The 16668-nt window shown below is 59.8% G+C and carries 15 protein-coding genes; 8 read left to right on the top strand and 7 right to left on the bottom strand.

All coding sequences use genetic code 11. The features are described 5' to 3' along the window. The first annotated feature begins 34 nt into the window (after window positions 1-34). Window positions 35-733: a response regulator gene (locus LAB08_RS07670; protein WP_096512788.1), complete on the top strand. Its 699-nt coding sequence runs from the start codon at window positions 35-37 to the stop codon at window positions 731-733. Between the two features lie 144 nt (window positions 734-877). Here the strand turns inward: LAB08_RS07670 and LAB08_RS07675 are convergent, their stop codons facing one another. After that, window positions 878-1918: a patatin-like phospholipase family protein gene (locus tag LAB08_RS07675; RefSeq protein ID WP_096512787.1), complete on the bottom strand. Its 1041-nt coding sequence runs from the start codon at window positions 1916-1918 to the stop codon at window positions 878-880. A 220-nt stretch (window positions 1919-2138) separates the two neighbouring features. Here LAB08_RS07675 and LAB08_RS07680 point away from each other — a divergent pair, with 220 nt between their 5' ends. The 3 genes from LAB08_RS07680 to LAB08_RS07690 all read left to right on the top strand — a co-directional run bounded on the left by LAB08_RS07680 (window position 2139) and on the right by LAB08_RS07690 (window position 4334). Then, window positions 2139-2417 (top strand): hypothetical protein, encoded by a 279-nt coding sequence (locus LAB08_RS07680; RefSeq protein WP_096512786.1) that lies wholly within the window; start codon window positions 2139-2141, stop codon window positions 2415-2417. Window positions 2418-2544: 127 nt separating this feature from the next. After that, a complete protein-coding gene (locus LAB08_RS07685) occupies window positions 2545-3303 on the top strand; it encodes a CHAD domain-containing protein (protein WP_096512785.1) in 759 nt (252 codons plus the stop codon). Window positions 3304-3536: 233 nt separating this feature from the next. Beyond that, complete coding sequence (locus LAB08_RS07690; RefSeq protein WP_096512784.1) at window positions 3537-4334, top strand: acyl-CoA thioesterase; 798 nt, start codon at window positions 3537-3539, stop codon at window positions 4332-4334. A gap of 15 nt (window positions 4335-4349) precedes the next feature. Here LAB08_RS07690 and LAB08_RS07695 read toward each other — a convergent pair whose 3' ends face one another. The 3 genes from LAB08_RS07695 to LAB08_RS07705 all read right to left on the bottom strand — a co-directional run bounded on the left by LAB08_RS07695 (window position 4350) and on the right by LAB08_RS07705 (window position 7404). Further along, window positions 4350-4715, bottom strand: coding sequence for an Mpo1-like protein (locus LAB08_RS07695; protein ID WP_096515514.1), 366 nt, complete (start codon window positions 4713-4715; stop codon window positions 4350-4352). A gap of 203 nt (window positions 4716-4918) precedes the next feature. Continuing rightward, complete coding sequence (locus tag LAB08_RS07700) at window positions 4919-6403, bottom strand: methyl-accepting chemotaxis protein (RefSeq protein WP_096512783.1); 1485 nt, start codon at window positions 6401-6403, stop codon at window positions 4919-4921. Between the two features lie 191 nt (window positions 6404-6594). Then, entirely contained in the window at window positions 6595-7404 is an 810-nt protein-coding gene (locus tag LAB08_RS07705; RefSeq protein WP_096512782.1) for a TatD family hydrolase, read from the bottom strand. A 247-nt stretch (window positions 7405-7651) separates the two neighbouring features. On the opposite strand from LAB08_RS07705, the gene LAB08_RS07710 reads away from it, so the two are divergent. The 4 genes from LAB08_RS07710 (at window position 7652) to LAB08_RS07725 (ending at window position 10513) form a co-directional block, all read left to right on the top strand. Further along, complete coding sequence (locus LAB08_RS07710) at window positions 7652-9073, top strand: MltF family protein (RefSeq protein WP_096512781.1); 1422 nt, start codon at window positions 7652-7654, stop codon at window positions 9071-9073. A 103-nt stretch (window positions 9074-9176) separates the two neighbouring features. After that, window positions 9177-9611: a DoxX family protein gene (locus LAB08_RS07715; protein WP_096512780.1), complete on the top strand. Its 435-nt coding sequence runs from the start codon at window positions 9177-9179 to the stop codon at window positions 9609-9611. Between the two features lie 173 nt (window positions 9612-9784). Then, entirely contained in the window at window positions 9785-10153 is a 369-nt protein-coding gene (locus LAB08_RS07720; RefSeq protein WP_121103798.1) for a glycine zipper domain-containing protein, read from the top strand. Between the two features lie 147 nt (window positions 10154-10300). Further along, window positions 10301-10513: a hypothetical protein gene (locus LAB08_RS07725; RefSeq protein ID WP_096512778.1), complete on the top strand. Its 213-nt coding sequence runs from the start codon at window positions 10301-10303 to the stop codon at window positions 10511-10513. Window positions 10514-10812: 299 nt separating this feature from the next. Here LAB08_RS07725 and LAB08_RS07730 read toward each other — a convergent pair whose 3' ends face one another. The 3 genes from LAB08_RS07730 to LAB08_RS30575 form a co-directional block, all read right to left on the bottom strand. Continuing rightward, window positions 10813-11205, bottom strand: a complete 393-nt coding sequence (locus tag LAB08_RS07730) for a hypothetical protein (protein ID WP_096512777.1) — start codon at window positions 11203-11205, stop codon at window positions 10813-10815. Between the two features lie 85 nt (window positions 11206-11290). Then, the gene (locus LAB08_RS07735) at window positions 11291-11686 is read right to left on the bottom strand and encodes a hypothetical protein (protein ID WP_096512776.1); all 396 of its coding nucleotides are present in this window, start codon (window positions 11684-11686) and stop codon (window positions 11291-11293) included. Next, entirely contained in the window at window positions 11683-16554 is a 4872-nt protein-coding gene (locus LAB08_RS30575; RefSeq protein ID WP_096512775.1) for an RHS repeat-associated core domain-containing protein, read from the bottom strand. Before LAB08_RS30575 ends, LAB08_RS07735 begins: the two co-directional genes overlap by 4 nt. Window positions 16555-16668 lie beyond the last annotated feature (114 nt).

The following is a 16668-nucleotide window of genomic DNA, read 5'->3' on the forward strand; positions in this document are numbered from 1 at the left end:
CTCTTTTGCCAATTCTCCTTGTTGATATGAATCCATGAGCCAGACCGCGACCATTTTGGTCATCGACGACGAACCGCAGATCCGCAAATTCCTGCGCATCAGCCTCGTTTCCCAGGGTTACAAGGTGCTGGAGGCGGGCACCGGCAACGAAGGGTTGGCCCAGGCCGCGCTGAATAAACCGGACCTGCTGGTGCTCGACCTGGGGTTGCCGGACATGGACGGCCAACAGGTGTTGCGTGAGTTTCGCGAGTGGTCGATGGCGCCGGTGCTGGTGCTTTCGGTGCGTGCCGGCGAAGGGCAGAAGGTTGAAGCCCTGGACGGCGGCGCCAATGACTACGTGACCAAACCCTTCGGTATTCAGGAATTCCTGGCACGGATACGCGCGCTGTTGCGACAAGCCCCGGTGGGCGAAGCGCAACAAGCGGCATTGACCTTCGGCCCGCTGACGGTAGACCTGGCGTATCGCCGGGTGATGCTCGATGGCAGCGAAGTCGCACTGACGCGCAAGGAATACGCGGTGCTGGCGCAACTGGCGCGGTATCCGGGGCGGGTCATCACCCAACAGCAACTGCTCAAGGACATCTGGGGCCCGACCCATACCGAAGACAGCCATTATTTGCGGATTGTGGTTGGGCATTTGCGGCAGAAGCTGGCGGATGATCCGACGCAGCCGCGGTTTATCGTCACCGAAGCGGGGGTGGGGTATCGGTTGTTGAGTGAGGGTAGCCTTTAGATTTGTGCTAAATGGACCGGCCCCATCGCTGGCAAGCCAGCTCCCACAGGGTTCGTCGGTGTTCACACCATTTGGGTGACCGCCAACAATCCTTGTGGGAGCTGGCTTGCCAGCGATGGGGCCCGCTAATTCACCCGAGAAACATCAGGAATCCCGATCGTTCTCATACCGATCCAGCGTATCCCGAGCAATCTCCCGTCCCAGCGCGATCAGCTCCGGCGCCTTGTAAAACTCGAAAAACCGGCACACCCGCTTCGGCACGTTGATCAGGATATCCGGCGGATACCCGGCGATCTTGTACTGCGCCAACGAGGTCTGCATCACCTCGAAACTCTGGTTGATCAAGTCCAGCAAGGACGCCGGCCCGACGTTGTCGATGATGAACGAACCGGTGGCCGATTTTGGCGCGCCGTCACGTTCAGGGGCGGCGGCCGGTTGCTGGGCTTCGGGTTCGGCGGATTCGATCCATGGGTTGATCTCGCCTGCCTCCGCCAACATCGCTTCCTTTTCCAGTTTGAGTAATTGTTCCGCCTGCGTGCGCCGGAACGGCATCTTCGAGCCGAGCGAGCTGATCAGGTTGTCGAATCGGGTCTTGAACGCGGCGGGCCGCTGGATCACCGGCATCTTATAGTGACGCTGGTTAGTGGAGTTGAGGTTGACCGCGATGATCAAGTCGCAATGACTCGATACCACTGGCACGATCGGCAACGGGTTGAGAATGCCGCCGTCCACCAGCATGCGATTGCCCTGCATCACCGGGGTAAACAGACTGGGTATCGCCGCCGAGGCCCGCATGGCCTGGTGCAGGCAACCTTCCTGGAACCAGATTTCCTGCTGGTTGGTCAGGTCGGTGGCCACGGCCGTATAGGGAATGCGCAGGTCTTCGATATTGATCTCGCCGACGATCTTGCGGATCTGCCCGAACACCTTTTCCCCGCGAATCGCGCCGAGACGAAAACTGACATCCACCAGGCGTAACACGTCGAGGTAATCCAGGCTCTCGATCCAGTCGCGATAATCATCCAGTTTGCCGGCAGCGTAGATCCCGCCGACTACCGCCCCCATGGAGCAACCGGCGATGCAGGCGATGTCGTAGCCCCGCCGCTCGATCTCCTGGATGACGCCGATATGGGCATAACCCCGGGCTCCACCCGAGCCCAACACCAGTGCGACACGCTTTTTCATGAATCGCCCTCGTTCGAATGCTTCAACAATGCACCCATCGAGGGCCGCGCTTCAATCGTTGAGGTCGCTCGGTGGAGTGAGTGCGTCGTTTTTTCGACAGCTTATGGCGGCACTTGATTATTCTCGCCAGCACTATAGTTTGCGCAGGCGATGGACGGCACTTTTCCCGCGCCACACCGTCCTACCTGCATGACTGTTTCCTATCTTTGAGGTGTAAGTAATGAAAGCCTGGATCTGTGTGCCATTGATTGCCCTGGTACTCGCCGGTTGTGCCGGCAAAACCGCCTATCGCGACAGCTGCGGCAGCGGGCTCGATGCGGCGTGGCATGAACTGGACCTGGCCAAGGCCGAGGGTTTCGCCGGCACCGTCAGCTACTCCAAGGCCTTGTCGCTGTTGACCGCAGCCAAGACCCAGCAGCAATTCGAAGGGTTCGAGGGCTGCGCCAAGAAAGCCGAGAAGGCGCGTTTTTATATTCGCGAGTCGAGAGCGGGGCGTTAAAAACACTGCTAATCCTGTAGGAGCCGGCTTGCTGGCGAAATGACCGCAACGATCACGCGACCTTGAGGTCGCTTTCGCTGGCAAGCCAGCTCCTACAGATTGGTATTGATTACGGAGTGCTCCCCCCATGATCAATCGGTTGGTGGCCCATGTCCTGGGTCTGGAAGTCCGTCTGCTGGCTATTCAGGCCCGCTTGAGTGCCCGTACCGATCCTGAAGCCTTGCATGATCTTCGCACCACGGTGCGCCGGTTGCGCAGCCTGCTGCGGCCATTGCGCGGCTTGCCCGGCGTTGAACAACTGGAGGCGGCGGCATCCCACGTTGGCGACCTGACCACCCCATTGCGCGATCGCGAAGTGCTGGCGGCGTACCTGCTCCAGCATGGTCAGCCTGAGGCCGCGCGTCGCCGCATGGTCCAGATGGCTCAGGCCTACCCGGCCGTGGCGACGAGCATGGAACTCACGCAGTTACTGTTGATCCTCGATGCGTTTCCACGCTTTTTGCGGGCAGCCCAGCGTCAAGAACTGCTCAACGGACTGGGCAAACTCATCGAAAAACGCCTGGCCAAGCAATGGAAGAAACTCGACAAGGCCCTGCACGACCCGGCCCACGACCGTCATCGTTTGCGTCTGCTGATCAAACGCGTTCGCTATGGTATCGAAGCCTATCCCGAGCTGAACCGTTTGCCGGACGCGGCAATGCCCAGGCTCAAGGCGGCCCAGGGGGCTTTGGGCGACTGGCATGATTGCGTGCAATGGTTGGCCATCGCGGAGCAGGAGGCGGATCTGCAGCCTTGTGTCGCGGAGTGGAAAACCGCCATGGTCAAGGCTGAACAGCGTGCTGACCGGGTCCTCGACAAACTCGACAAGGCCTGCTTCAAATCCTGAAAACTCCCCATTTACCTTTGTGGGAGCGAGCCTGCTCGCGAATGCGGTGTATCAGCTGCCATCGTTTTCGCAGATAAATTGCATTCGCGAGCAGGCTCGCTCCCACAGGGGATTGTGTATGGCATGGGGGGCTGAGCGGCCCTTCTGTCAGTGCATTTGGCCGGAATAGGCGCTGTACAGCCTTCGCCGTCTGGTTAAGATCCCTTCATCGTTTTCCTGTCCTTGAGGTTTTCATGCGCTTTTCCGATCTGCTCGACGCCGTCCGCCGCCAGCCGCTGGAGCTGTCTATCCCGGCAGGATGGGCGCAAGGGCGAGCCAGTTTCGGTGGCCTGGTGGCCGCCTTGCAGTACGAAGCCATGCGCGCAAAGGTACCGGCGGATCGTCCGGTGCGCTCGCTGGCGATCACCTTCGTCGGACCGGTCGAACCTGAAGTGCCTGTCAGTTTTGAAGTCGATGTGTTGCGTGAAGGCAAGGCAGTCAGCCAGGTGCTGGGCCGGGCGGTGCAGAACGGCCAGGTGGTGACCTTGATCCAGGGCAGCTTCGGCGCCTCGCGGCCTTCTGAGGTCGCAGTGTCGGCGCACCCTGCGCCAGAGATGAAACATTGGGACGACTGCCAGGAGCTGCCTTTCATTGAAGGCGTCATTCCGGAGTTCATGCGCCATCTGGCGATGCGCTGGAGTGTCGGCGGAATGCCGTTCACCGGTAGCACCTCACGCCAAATGGGTGGCTGGGCGCGTTTGCGCGGCGATGTGAAGGAAGAGGCGGTCAGCGAAGCGCATATTCTGGCGCTGGTGGACGCCTGGCCACCGGCCGTGATGCCGTTTCTGAAAAAGCCGGCCATGGGCAGCACGCTGACCTGGACCATCGAATTCGTGCAGCCCTTACTGGAGTTGAGCACACTGGATTGGTGCAAATACCTGGTGGAAACCGAGCACGCCGCCGACGGTTACGGCCACGCGGCGGCGAAGCTGTGGGATGTGGAAGGCCGCTTGATTGCCATGAGCCGGCAGACGGTCACAGTGTTTGCCTGATCAGTACACGCCTGATCAATGACGGCGGTGGCGCTCACGCCAGGCGCGCCACCAGCCTCCACTAAGGAAAAAGCGCGGAAAGGTCAGGAACTGCTCGACCATCAGGCGCGACACCGCGTCTTTGCGGTCACTGAACGGCTCGGCAGCTTGCGCTTCAAGGCTGTGACCGTGACGTTGCAAACCCAGCGCTGCGATCACACCGATGACGCCGATGGCGAGGTTCGCCAGATTCAGGTTGAACACCCCGCAAACAATCAACAGAAATGCCACGATGAACAGCGGTACGGCAATCAGGTGCAACACCAGATTGGTCGGGTGCTGGTGATTGTTCGGGTAGGCACGCCATTGCCAGGCGGGAAGGTTGGGATGACGTTTGCCCATGATGCTGATCCTCAAGTCCATGTTGAACACATGATTGAAGGATAGGCGCGGTAAATGCAGGCGGCGAATCAAGGTTGGCTATCGGAGTGATAGGGGTCATGGGCAATATTGATGTTGACCTTGATGACGCCATCGCGGGCAAGCCCGCTCCCACAGGGAATAGTGATCGACCTGTGGGAGCGAGCCTGCTCGCGATGGGGTCCTTACAGCCTGAGCTGCCCTATGGCCTTGCTCAACTCCCCGGCCAACACCGCCAACTCATGACTGGTAGTCGCTGAGCCGACCGTCTGCTGCACGGTGTTCTCGGTCACATCACGGATACTCACCACCGCCCGGTTCATCTCCTCCGCCACCTGGCTTTGCTGCTCGGCCGCCACCGCAATCTGCGTATTGCTTTCACGCATTTGCGCCACCGCGCCGGTGATTTGTGCCAGCGCCGCGCCAGCCTCTTGCGCCTGTTGCACGCAGTCATCGGCCTTGAACGAACTCTCCTGCATGAAGTCCACGGCGTCCCGCGTTCCGGCCTGCAACGCCGATACCATCACAGTGATCTCGTCGGTGGACGTCTGCACACGCTTGGCCAGGTTGCGCACTTCATCGGCGACCACGGCAAAGCCACGCCCCATTTCACCGGCCCGCGCCGCTTCGATTGCCGCGTTCAGCGCCAGCAGATTGGTCTGCTCGGCAATGCTGTGGATCACATTGACCACACCGTTGATCTTCTGGCTGTCTTCGGCCAGTCGCTGAATCATCTCGGCGGTTTGCTGTACACCGGTGGACAGCCCGGCAATCGACTGCTGCACGCGTATGACCACTGCCTGCCCGCTGCCGGCCAGGCTATCGGCCGATTGCGAGAGATCGCGGGTGGCGCCAGCGTGCTGGGCAATGTGGTGGACGGTGGCCGTCATTTCATTGATGGCCGTGGCCGCCTGATCGGTCTCACTCTGTTGGCCAAGCATGCCGTGACGCACTTCATTCATGCTCGACGCCAGCCGCGCGGCACCTTCGTCCAGTTGCCGGGCGGTGCTGGCGACGGTATTGACCACCCGCTGATAGCCAGCCTGCATGGCGTTGAAGGCATTGGCCATTTGCCCGACTTCGTCGCTGCACGCCAGGGGGACGCGGGCCGACAGGTCGCCGGTTTTCTCGACATGGAGCATCACGTCTTTCAGCATGTTGAGCTGGCTGAGCAGGAAACGGATCAACAATTGCGACGCGCCCAGCATGGCCAGCATCAGGATGAACACCGCTACGGCATAGTTCGCGAAGCGCTCGCTGAACACCTGACTCAGACTGGGGCCGCGGGCAATCACCGCAATCTTTTGGCCATCCGCGGGTGTGAATACCTCGGCGCCCAACAACAGGTTGTCACCGAAAATCGGCAGGTCGTTGATCTTGACCCAGCCATTTGCACTATTGGCCAGTTCCGGTATTGGCTGGCCATTGAACACCGGCGCCTGGCCGCGACTGAAGGTCAGCAGGTTCTCGGCTTTTGGCAGCGGCTGCCCGGCAGGCCAGGCACTGAGCAAGCGCGCCTGAACCTGGGCCGATACCTGCGCGGCCTGGCAGCGGGCTTGTTGTTCGAGCTGCACGGCGTACAGCACCAGCAGCAGGGTGGTGACTAAGGCGACGGCATTCACCGCCCAAAATTTGTATTTCAGCGAGATATTGCTAAGCCAGGCACCCATGGAGGTCTTCTCTGATAGCGGAAACAGTTTTGGCAAGGTGCCAGCATTGTGCCGCTACTCAGCTCATGGATTCTTGATGTGGATCAATGTGGGAGCGAGCCTGCTCGCGAATGCGGTGTATCAGTCAACTTCTACATTGATTGTTGCACCGCTTTCGCGAGCTGGCTCGCTCCCACAAGGGAAATTTGTGTTTACTGGGGGAGGGCAGGCAACCCGTAAAACGCCCGCGCGCAGGCAGTGGTGTGTGCCGCCAGGTCTTCCTGAGTCTCCCCGCGATGCAACGCCACCTCACGCAACACTTCGGTCAAGTACGCCGGTTCATTGCGACCATTCTTCGGCTTCGGACGCAAACTGCGCGGCAGCAGGTAGGGGGCATCGCTTTCGAGCATGAGGCGCCCGCGCTTGATCTCTTTTACCAGTGGATGCAGATGCGTGCCACGGCGCTCGTCACAGATCCAGCCAGTGATGCCGATGTGCAGGTCCATATCGAGGTAGCTGAACAGCGCCTTCTTTTCCCCGGTGAAGCAGTGCACGACCGCGGCCGGCAACTGGTCGCGGTAGTCGCGCAGGATCTCCAGCAAACGTTGACTGGCATCGCGCTCGTGCAGGAACACCGGCAACTGCATTTCGACTGCCAGTGCCAGGTGCTCTTCGAGGACTTTCTCCTGCTGCGGGCGCGGCGAGAAATCGCGGTTGAAATCCAGGCCGCATTCACCCACGGCCACTACGTTCGATTCCTTCAGGAGACTACGCAGTTGACGGGCGCTGTCGGCATTCCAGTCACTGGCCGCGTGAGGGTGAATGCCGGCAGTGGCGAATAGCCGTTGCGCGCTCGCATCCAGTTGCCGGCACAACTCCAGCGCCTGCTCGCTGCCCTCGACATTGGTGCCGGTGAGCACCAATTGGCAGACCCCGGCGGCATAGGCGCGGTCGAGTACAGCCTGGTGTTTGTCGGCAAAACTGGGGTTGGTCAGGTTGACGCCGATATCGATGAGTTGCATGGTGCTACCTCGGACCAAAGGCCGGAAAGCATATCAGAGCTGTAGATTTATAAGAAAAGCCAAGAACTACAACGAGTTATAGCTGTCTTCTGAGCCGTGCCCCTGATCCGTGTGCAGGGCAGGATGGTCAAAGTGCCATCACTGTGCCAGTCTTTCGCACTTTTTCAGCGTTCCAGGCACTGTGTCTTCAGTCATTTGATTGCATGAAATGCTCATGTCGTCGACCCGAATTCTTTCCGGAGAGTGGATGATTCGTCCCTCGGTTTTGCTACTGCTGTGCTGTTCGCTGCTGCTGCCGATGTCGGCGGTTGCGCGTCTGCCCGGGCCGCTGCAAGCCGTACCGGCGACCCAGGTGCGCGATCTGACGGAAATCCGCAACAGTCGCGTGTTGCGGGTACTGGTCAACCAGAGCCGCAACAGCTCGGGTGAAGTGCAGGGCCAGGCCATCGGCGTCGAATACCACCGCTTGCGCGCTTTCGAGCAATACCTCAACGGCCACGCCCGTGACGGTCAGGAAATCACCCTTAAAATCATCCCCAAGGCCAAGGATCAACTGCTCGGCGCGTTACAGCGCGGGGAGGGCGATCTGGTGGCGCCCGGGGAATTGCTCGATCTGCGAGCGGGGTACGCCGTCAGCACCAGTGAACCGATTGCCAGCAACATCCCGCTGGTGCTGGTGGGGATCAAGGGCGAACGTCGATACACCCGTCTCGAACAACTCTCGGGTAAAACCCTGGCCCTACCCACCGGCAGCGCGGCCGGGGATGCCGTCAGCCAGATCAATCAGAAGCTCGCCCTGCACAAGCTGCCACCCGTCAATATCGAGTGGGTTGACCCGAGCCTGGCCGTCGAGGACGTGCTGGAGATGGTCCAGGGCGGAATCTTTCACCTGACCATCGTCGAGCAGCCAATTGCCGAGCGCTGGGGCAAGATCCTGCCCAAGTTGCGTTTCGACCGGCAGGTGCTGATCAGCGAGCCGGGCGAGGAGTATTGGTTCGTGCGCCGCGATGCGTCGATGCTGCGGGCGAGCATTGATCGCTTCCTCAGTGGCTACAAGAAACCGTCGGACCAGGATGCGGCTTTCCTGCGGATCTATCGGCGTCTCTATCAAGTGCACTATCCCTTGGCCAAGGCCGACCGCCAGCGTCTGGAAAAACTTCGCCCGGTGTTACAGAAACACGCCGATGCCCAAGGTATGGACTGGCTGAACCTTGCAGCACTGGCGTTCAAGGAATCCGCCCTGCAACCCATGGCCCGCAGTGGCAGCGGCCCGACCGGCCTGATGCAGATCACACCGTCGGCGGCTCAGCGGGTGGGGGTCAACAACATTCAGGATCTCGATGCCAATGTGCAGGCCGGGGCCAAGTACCTGGCAATGATTCGCCGCAAGTTCTTCGCCAGCCCCAAACTCAACGAGCGCGAGCGCATGGCCTTCGTGCTGGCCGCCTATAACATTGGCCCGGAGCGGGTTCAGGGAATGCGCGCCGAGGCGCGGCGGCGGGGCTTGAATCCGAATCAGTGGTTCTTCCAGGTCGAGCGTGTCGCCATGGAACAGGTGGGAATGGGACCTGTCAGCTATGTTAATAGCGTGAACAAGTATTACCTGGCGTTCGATCGGGAGCGAGAGTCGTTGGAGCCCCAGGGGCAAAAGGTCGCCCTGCGCAAATGATCGAATAAACTGAAGTGTTATAGCGGTTTTTTGCGCTTTAAATATGATGTTTACTGATTAATATGGCGACCAACCCACACACTCTCACAATGGATGACACAGCATGAGCACACTGATCAACAAGGTTCTGTTTACCCGCGCTGGCTACGGCCTGACCGTTCTGCGAATTTTTGTCGGCATCATCTTCGCCGCCCACGGCTCGCAGAAACTCTTTGGGGCGTTCGGTGGCTACGGCCTGGCCGGGACCGCGCAGTACATGGAAAGCCTCGGCCTGACGCCGGGCTACCTGATGGCGACACTGGCGGGCGGTATCGAGTTCTTCGCCGGTCTGGCACTGATCATTGGCTTGCTGGCTCGCCCGGCAGCGCTGGGTCTGATAGTTCTTTCGCTGGTAGCGATCTTCTCGGTGCACATCAGTCACGGGCTGTTCATGGCCAACAACGGCTACGAGTTCGCCCTGGCCCTGCTCGGTGGCAGCATCGCGGTATTGAGCGAAGGCGCCGGCAAGCTCTCGGCCGACCGCGTCATCGCGGGTTGATCGATCCGATTAAACGAACGTTTTTCTCTGTGCGGCCTCAAAGCTTCAAATCCCTGAAGATTGCGAGGCACGCCATGACAGCGAATATCAGCGGCAAGGAAGTTGACAGCCATCGTGCAACACGACTCTTACTACCGGCCTTGATTCTCGGGCTGCTGCTCACGCCCCTGGCAATGGCGGCCGGTGACGGCGACGCCGCGGTCGGTGGCGGGATTGGCGGCGCACTGGGTAACGTCGTCGGCGGGCATATGGGCGGCAGTACCGGCGCTGCGATTGGCGCCGGTGTCGGTGGCGCCGCCGGTAGCGCAGTCGGCGCGCGCAAGGGCAGTCGCACAGAAGCGGCGGTCGGTGGTGGCCTGGGCTCGGCGGGTGGTTCGGTGATTGGTAACAGCCTCGGCGGCTCAACCGGTTCGACCATCGGCGCAGGCCTCGGCGGGGCGGCGGGGGGCGCGGTCGGCAACAATCTGGGAAGCGACCACGACAGCTCCCATTCCGGTGGGGGCCACAAACACAAGCATAATCACCGTAACAAACATCACTGATGTCGGTATCGCCCGACAGAACAAACCCGGCCAAGTGCCGGGTTTTGTGTTCCAGTGCATGACCGATTGTCTATCTGATCGAACGCGTGCATCGCCGCTGCCTCGAAATGTCAGGGCCTGCCTTTCAGGCTCTCTGCGAGGTGCTCCATGAACGCTGATCCGAAAGACACCGACATCGACGATACCCCTGAATATCCGCTGCCTTCACCTACCGATCCCCTGAGCCGCGATCAGCGTCCACCTGATGATGACGCGGGTGTCGAGCAAGTGCCCAATGAAGACGTCAAGCGCATGGACATTGAAGTGACCCCTGATGATCCGGACATCGCCGGGAAGGATTGTTCGGGTGAGCCCAGCTGATTTGCACCCGCGATGCAGTGTCGCTCGTCGATTTTGTGGCCCCCTGGAAAGTGGCTGCTGCCTGAAGCTGCTGGCTGGCGGGACAGCGCTGACGGAGCTGACGCCATCGCGGGCAAGCCGCGCTCCCACAGATTTTATGTTGATCCCGATTCTTACGCACGACACAAAACCCTGTGGGAGCGGGCTTGCCCGCGAAGAGGTAGTAGTAGGAATGGTGTGAATAATTCAGAAGTAAAGAGTTAGTGATTTGAGCTGTGCTTCTAGTGGGGGCATGTCGTAGACAAGCTTTAGAGTAAAAACTAATCGAAGTCACCAAAAGAGTTCATCCATTTTTGGTGAAAATCTCGCTGCTCGGAAATGTCGCTAGTAATGTTCTGATCGTCAAAATCGAAAATGCTGACTATTAAATCGAAAGATGCCTTTTCTCCGAGAGTTTTTTCATATGCAACAGCACCATTACTCATCTGTGAACACATTGAGGATGGAAAAACATTGATTTTTGCTCCTTTGCAAAGAAATTTTATGTTGGGGAATTCTTGCCTTATTTGTGCAAGGCATAAATATAAATCTTCATCGGTGTATGTTTTTCTGAATCCATTTTTTCTAATTAGTGTCAATTTGTTGTAGTTGTCTATAAGGATCGCGGTTTCTATAGAGTGTTCGAGTTTTAGTTTTATCTTTCTTTTTGGCATATTCGTTCCGGATTATGTTCGTACGGCACTGATAAGACATCATGTGAGAGAGGTGCTTATTTAAAAGATTGGTTTGGCAATGGGTTTATTGTTTGGTTAGCGAGGTTATCCATTTTTTATAGAAAGAAATTTGCTCTTCAATATTGCTTGTTATGTTTTCATCCTCATAATCAAATATGCGTACCACGTCTTCCTCCTCGCTGGATTTGCCAAGTTTTAATTCGTACGCGACGAGTCCCTTGGACATCTGGGATGACATTCTAGAGGGGTGGACATTCAACTTTGCTCCTTTGCACAGAAATTTAATCTTAGGGTGCTCGGCTCTTAACATGCCGAAGCATACAAAGAGATCGTAGGCTGTATAGGTTTTCCTTAAGCCGTCTTGCATTTCAAATGTGAGCGTGGATGTTCGCCTATCACATTCAATTATTGCTGTTTCAATGGTGCCTTCTATATCGATCGTTATTGTAAATGGCTTCATGGTTTCTTCCTTTGTGGGTTGGGTATCGAATACCCTTTGTAGCTACCATCATCGTTGACTGGTGTGGCACCGACGATGTCGTAATTTTTAATTCCTCCGGGAAACGCAATTTCAACCTCCCGTTTGTGTGGGGACATTAGGCCAAGGTCCTTGTTTACATCTATTCCTTTAATGTTTTTCAATACATAAACATATCCATCAACAAGTCCGTAGCCAGTGGCAAATTTTATTGCTTCACTTTCTTTGATTGATGTGCTGACAAAGTAACTTGGAGGGTTTCGATTGTCCACGGCATGTAGGTAAAGGTCTTTGCTATCTCCCAAAGGTTCAAATCCAGCTTCAAAAATTTCCCATGGTTCTCGATCATCTCCACGGTATAAATAATAGTTCTCTTTTTTTTGACCTGGTTGGACAGGCTCCCCTTCATCAACCTTAGTCTTCGCGCTCGAATCCCGCTCCCCAACCGCCGGCCTTTTACACCCATCCCCACCCGGACAATCACTCAACCCCAACGGATCCACCCACCCCGTCGGGTTCGGCACATAGCGATAGGCATTCAAGCCACCCGCCAGCTTCACGGGATCCGGCGTCAGATAACGGCCACTATCCGGCTGGTAATAACGATGGCGGTTGTAGTGCAGCCCGCTCTCAGCATCGAAGTACTGGCCCTGGAAGCGCAGTGGTTGCTCCAGTTGTTCGCCGCCACCGTGGGTCAGTTGGCGCAGTTTGCCGTAGGCCGTGTAGCGGGCCGACCAGACGATTTCGCCGCCGTAGTCGGTGAGTTCCTGCGGGGTGCCGAGGTGGTCGAGTTGGTAGTAGAACGGGCAGGCTTTTGTCGGGCCTTTTCCATCGAGCAGGGCCAGCGGGCGGAAGCTGCCGGGTTCGTAGAGGTAGCTGCGGTAGTGGCTCGGGCTGCTTTCGGCGACGAGTTGGTCGCCTTGCCAGAAGAAGCTGGTGGTGTGGCCGTCGACGGTCTTGCTGATGCGCCGGCCGAAGGCGTCGTAGCGGTAGGCCGCGTGGCGGCCGTCCGGCAGGGTGATGCCGATCAGGCGGTGCTGGCTGTCGTAGCGGTACTCGGTGACGCGGTCGCCCCGCCGTTCGCGGCTCAGGTTGCCGAAGGCGTCGTAGGTGTAGTGGCGATCGGCGCGGCGTAGCAGGCGGTTGCCCTTGAGGTGCCAGGGGCCGGGGCGGTCGTGGATCAGCAGGTTGCCGGCCGGGTCGTGGCTGAAGTGTTCCGCCTCGTCGTGACGGGCATGACGCACGCCGGTCAGGCGGTCGCACGGGTCGTACTGGTAGTGGCGCGGGCCGTGACGGCTGTCGTCGATCTGCAGGAGCTGGCCGCTGGCGCTGTAGGCATAATCGCGACGGTACCGTGGGCGTTGCTGTTGGCTGACGGCGTGGGCCTGCAGGCGGCCCTGATCGTCGTAGGCGTAGTCGCTCAACAAGGTCCCTTGCTGGCGCTGGCGTTCGCGGCCGCACGCGAACTGGTGGCCGGTCAGGCGCGTGCCGTTGAGGTCGATGGCGGTCAGCGCGCCGCCTTCGGCGCGGTGGTACTGCAAGCGGTTGTTGTCCGGCAGGCGCAGGTGCTGCAGCTGGCCGCAGGCGTCATAGCCGTAGCGCAGGGTGCCCCAGCCCTGGTGTTCAGTGATCAGCCGGTCATGGGCGTCGTACTCGAACGCCAGCGGATGCGCCTGGCCGTCGTCGACGCTGACCAGCCGCCCCAGGCGGTCATAGCGGTACTCGACCTTGCTCCCGTCGGGCAGGGTCTTGAGCAACAGGCGTCCGGCGCTGTCGCGTTGATAGGCGGTGACGAGCTGCGAGCCGTCATCGCCGAACTCGGTTTTCTCCAGCAATTGACCCTTAAGGTCGTAGGCATAGGCGGTGCGCCGACCGTCGAAGCCGGTTTCCTGGCGGATCAAGCCACCGGGCGTGTAGTCCAGCCGATAGCTGTCGCCGGACTCGTTCTCGATCGCGGTGAGCAACAGCTGCGCGTGGTCGTAGCGGTACTGCAGCGTGCTGCCGTCGGGGTTGATCCGCCGGCTGACCAAGTGCAAATCGTCGGCGTACTCGTAGCGGGTGACGCGCTCCAGTTCGTCGCGCTCGGCGGTAATCCGGCCGTAGGCGTTGTAGCTGAAGGTGCGGCGGGCGCCGCTCGGCAACGTCACCTGCAACAGGCGGCCGACGGCGTCCCACTGGTAGCGGGTGATGCCGCCGAACTCGTCCTCGACCGTGGTCCGTCGCCCCCGCGCGTCGTAGGCATACTGCCGGCGTCCGCCGTCGGGGCGGGTTTCTTCGAGCAGTTGGCCGAGGCGGTTCCAGGTGAACAGATGCTGACTGTGGTCCGGATAGCGGATCAGCACCAGGCGCCCTTGCGCGTCGTATTCGTGGTAGGTGCTCTGGCCGTCGGGGTCGATCAGCCAGGTGAGATCGCCCTGGGCATTGCGCTGGTAGGTCCACTTGGCTTGACCGCGATAGCGCGCATGCAGGAAGCCGTTGCGGTACTCGTAGGACGTTGGCGCGTCTTCCGGCGGAATCAGCGCGACCAGCCGTCCGACTTCGTCGTAGCGGTATTCGGTGACCGCGCCCAGCGCATCCTGTTCGGCGATCAGGCGGCCCTGGGCGTCATAAGCCTTAAGCAGCTCACCACCGTCAGCCTCGATCCGACGCACCAGCCGCGCCTGGTCGTCGTGGACGTAACGTTCCTGGCTGCCATCGGCGTGGGTGAGCCGCCCCCCCCCGGCGTCGTCCCAGGCATAACGCGTGTCCATCTGCGCAAAGGAGGCCCAGTGGCGGATGCAGCGGGCTGCCTTGCCGGCGCGCTCCCACTCCCAGTAGAAACTGGCGCCGCCGGCCAGCTGCCGTTGCAGGAGGACGTGCTGCTCGTCGTAGTCGTAGCGCTCGCTTTCACCGACGGCGTTGCTCGCCTCGATCAGCCGGCCGCGGCCGTCGTAGCGGTAGCTGACCAGGGTCTGCTCCGTGCGCCAGGCCGGCGGCTGCTCGTCGGCCAGGTCAAAGCACTGGTAGTCGACGGCGATCAGGTGCTGGCGGTCATAGCGCAGCCGCAAACAACGCCCGGCACCGTTATCGAGGCGCTGGATGCGGCCAGACAAATCGCGCTGCACCGTCAGCCGGTTGCCGTAGGCGTCGCTGATCGCGCTCAGACGCCCGTCGATAAAGTGCTGGAAACGCGGCGCCTCGCCGGCCAGCGCCACGATCAGCTCATCCGCCTGCTCGCCGAGGTAGATTGCCGCCCGCGCCAGGCTGTTGTGGATCGCCGGGCGCGCCAGGCTGGGGCGGGGAAACGGCGTACGGCGGTTTTCCGGATCGACCCAGGTGACGGTGTCGCCGTCGAGCTCCAGGCGCTGGCTCAGCGCATGGCTCCAGCCGAAGCCGAGGCCGCAGTCGATGTCGATGTCGACGGCGCTGGTGCGATACAGGCGGGTGAAGGCGAAGGGCAGCAGACCGTCGAGGGTGCCGTCGGTGAGGCTCAGCAGTTCCTCGCCGGTAACCAGCGACAGCGGACAGCCGTGGGTGGCGGTGTGGGCGGCGGGTTCGGCGCTGTCGCCGTTGGGGTTCTTCGCCTGTTTCGGAACGTCGTCCCGATGTTCCTGTCGCCCCAGACGCGTCCTGGCTTCAGACTTGTTCCGCGCAATGGCAACCGGATTGTCTACCAGCCTATCCGCCGAACCTGCCGCTCTGATCCGCAACGGCACGGTGGGGGCAGGCTTCAGCGGTGCGTTTCGGGCACTCACCATCAAGGGCTTGAGAGCGCCCGCGTGAGCGGTCAGATCAGGGCGGCTCGTGAGTTCTGCCAGTCGCAAAACCGCCGCGGCCAGCCAGCGTCGGGCGCGCTCGGACTTGATCCTGCCCAGCACTTTGGTGCTCATGCCGAGCTTCAACCCTAATGGACCGGTCAAGCACACCAGCAGGAAACTGATCAGCAGCTCTGTACGAATTTGTGCCACGACTTCGGCGATGTACTGCGGCGGCAACATCTTCAGCCAACTGGTGAAAGCCGCCAGATAAATGAACATCAATGGCTCGTCGCTCAGCACCAGCAACAGATTGGCAATGGCGTCGGTCGATGCCTTCAGCAGCCTCTCGAGTTCGGCTTCGGTCAGGTATTCAAGGAGTTTTGCACTGTTGGCCTGCAGGTCGGCGATCAGGGCGTAGAGTTGCTTTACGTCGTCCCATAAGCCGTTCAGTGAGTTCTCGAAGCCCCGCCAGTCGGCGCGTTGCAGCATGCCGTAGCGTTCTTTGAAATTTGCCTCGGAAAACCCGGCCCACTGTGTTTGAAACTCGCTCTCCCACTCGCTGCGCAACCAGCCTTCCAGTTCACCGACGACACCTTGGTATGAGTCGTAAAGTGCTTTGATGTGATCAGTGGTGACGTTGGGAAAAAAGGTGATGCGGTAACGATTGCCGCGCCAGCAATCGGGGATTTCGAGGATGCCGCCGGGGCCGATGGTTTCGTGAATCGGTGCGCCATACTGGGGCTCGCCCTGGCCTTCGTTGAGCAAGGGTTCGAGCATCACTGGCGTATTGCCGATCGGCACGAAGCGCGCGGCTTCGAACATATGCACCAGGGTCAGCGGTCCGCTGGCGGGGCACATGGCGACGGTGGAACTGATGGGGGCGGTGGCGTTCTTCGGCGCACTGAGGTGGACGTCATTGCCGACCTTGAACACCTGCTCGACATCCAGTGTGCCGCCGGTCCAGAAGCTTTGCGCCCAGGCCTCGTAGTCGTTGAGACAGAGGCGGAATTCACCGAGCAGTGCTTCGATGTCCGGTTGCTCCGGGTTCATCGCGGCGACCACCAGCAAGCCGATGGTGTTGTTCAGGGCCAGCAGCTTGTCAGGATCGAACATTCGCAGTCTTTCGTACGGCTGAAGAGGGAGCGCGAAACTCTGCGGTGGATCAGTCGAGAAAGAAGTCGGGAAAGGTGGTGTTTGCTGTAGGGCAAATCGCTAAATCATCGTCAT

Source organism: Pseudomonas izuensis, from assembly GCF_002356535.2.
GTDB classification, from domain to species: Bacteria; Pseudomonadota; Gammaproteobacteria; order Pseudomonadales; family Pseudomonadaceae; genus Aquipseudomonas; species Aquipseudomonas izuensis.

Bases quoted from the DNA above. Each gene is read 5' to 3' on its own strand.
- LAB08_RS07670 (WP_096512788.1), top strand. From the start codon at position 35: ATGAGCCAGACCGCGACCATTTTGGTCATCGACGACGAACCGCAGATC.
- LAB08_RS07675 (WP_096512787.1), bottom strand. From the start codon at position 1,918: ATGAAAAAGCGTGTCGCACTGGTGTTGGGCTCGGGTGGAGCCCGGGGT.
- LAB08_RS07680 (WP_096512786.1), top strand. From the start codon at position 2,139: ATGAAAGCCTGGATCTGTGTGCCATTGATTGCCCTGGTACTCGCCGGT.
- LAB08_RS07685 (WP_096512785.1), top strand. From the start codon at position 2,545: ATGATCAATCGGTTGGTGGCCCATGTCCTGGGTCTGGAAGTCCGTCTG.
- LAB08_RS07690 (WP_096512784.1), top strand. From the start codon at position 3,537: ATGCGCTTTTCCGATCTGCTCGACGCCGTCCGCCGCCAGCCGCTGGAG.
- LAB08_RS07695 (WP_096515514.1), bottom strand. From the start codon at position 4,715: ATGGGCAAACGTCATCCCAACCTTCCCGCCTGGCAATGGCGTGCCTAC.
- LAB08_RS07700 (WP_096512783.1), bottom strand. From the start codon at position 6,403: ATGGGTGCCTGGCTTAGCAATATCTCGCTGAAATACAAATTTTGGGCG.
- LAB08_RS07705 (WP_096512782.1), bottom strand. From the start codon at position 7,404: ATGCAACTCATCGATATCGGCGTCAACCTGACCAACCCCAGTTTTGCC.
- LAB08_RS07710 (WP_096512781.1), top strand. From the start codon at position 7,652: ATGATTCGTCCCTCGGTTTTGCTACTGCTGTGCTGTTCGCTGCTGCTG.
- LAB08_RS07715 (WP_096512780.1), top strand. From the start codon at position 9,177: ATGAGCACACTGATCAACAAGGTTCTGTTTACCCGCGCTGGCTACGGC.
- LAB08_RS07720 (WP_121103798.1), top strand. From the start codon at position 9,785: ATGGCGGCCGGTGACGGCGACGCCGCGGTCGGTGGCGGGATTGGCGGC.
- LAB08_RS07725 (WP_096512778.1), top strand. From the start codon at position 10,301: ATGAACGCTGATCCGAAAGACACCGACATCGACGATACCCCTGAATAT.
- LAB08_RS07730 (WP_096512777.1), bottom strand. From the start codon at position 11,205: ATGCCAAAAAGAAAGATAAAACTAAAACTCGAACACTCTATAGAAACC.
- LAB08_RS07735 (WP_096512776.1), bottom strand. From the start codon at position 11,686: ATGAAGCCATTTACAATAACGATCGATATAGAAGGCACCATTGAAACA.
- LAB08_RS30575 (WP_096512775.1), bottom strand. From the start codon at position 16,554: ATGTTCGATCCTGACAAGCTGCTGGCCCTGAACAACACCATCGGCTTG.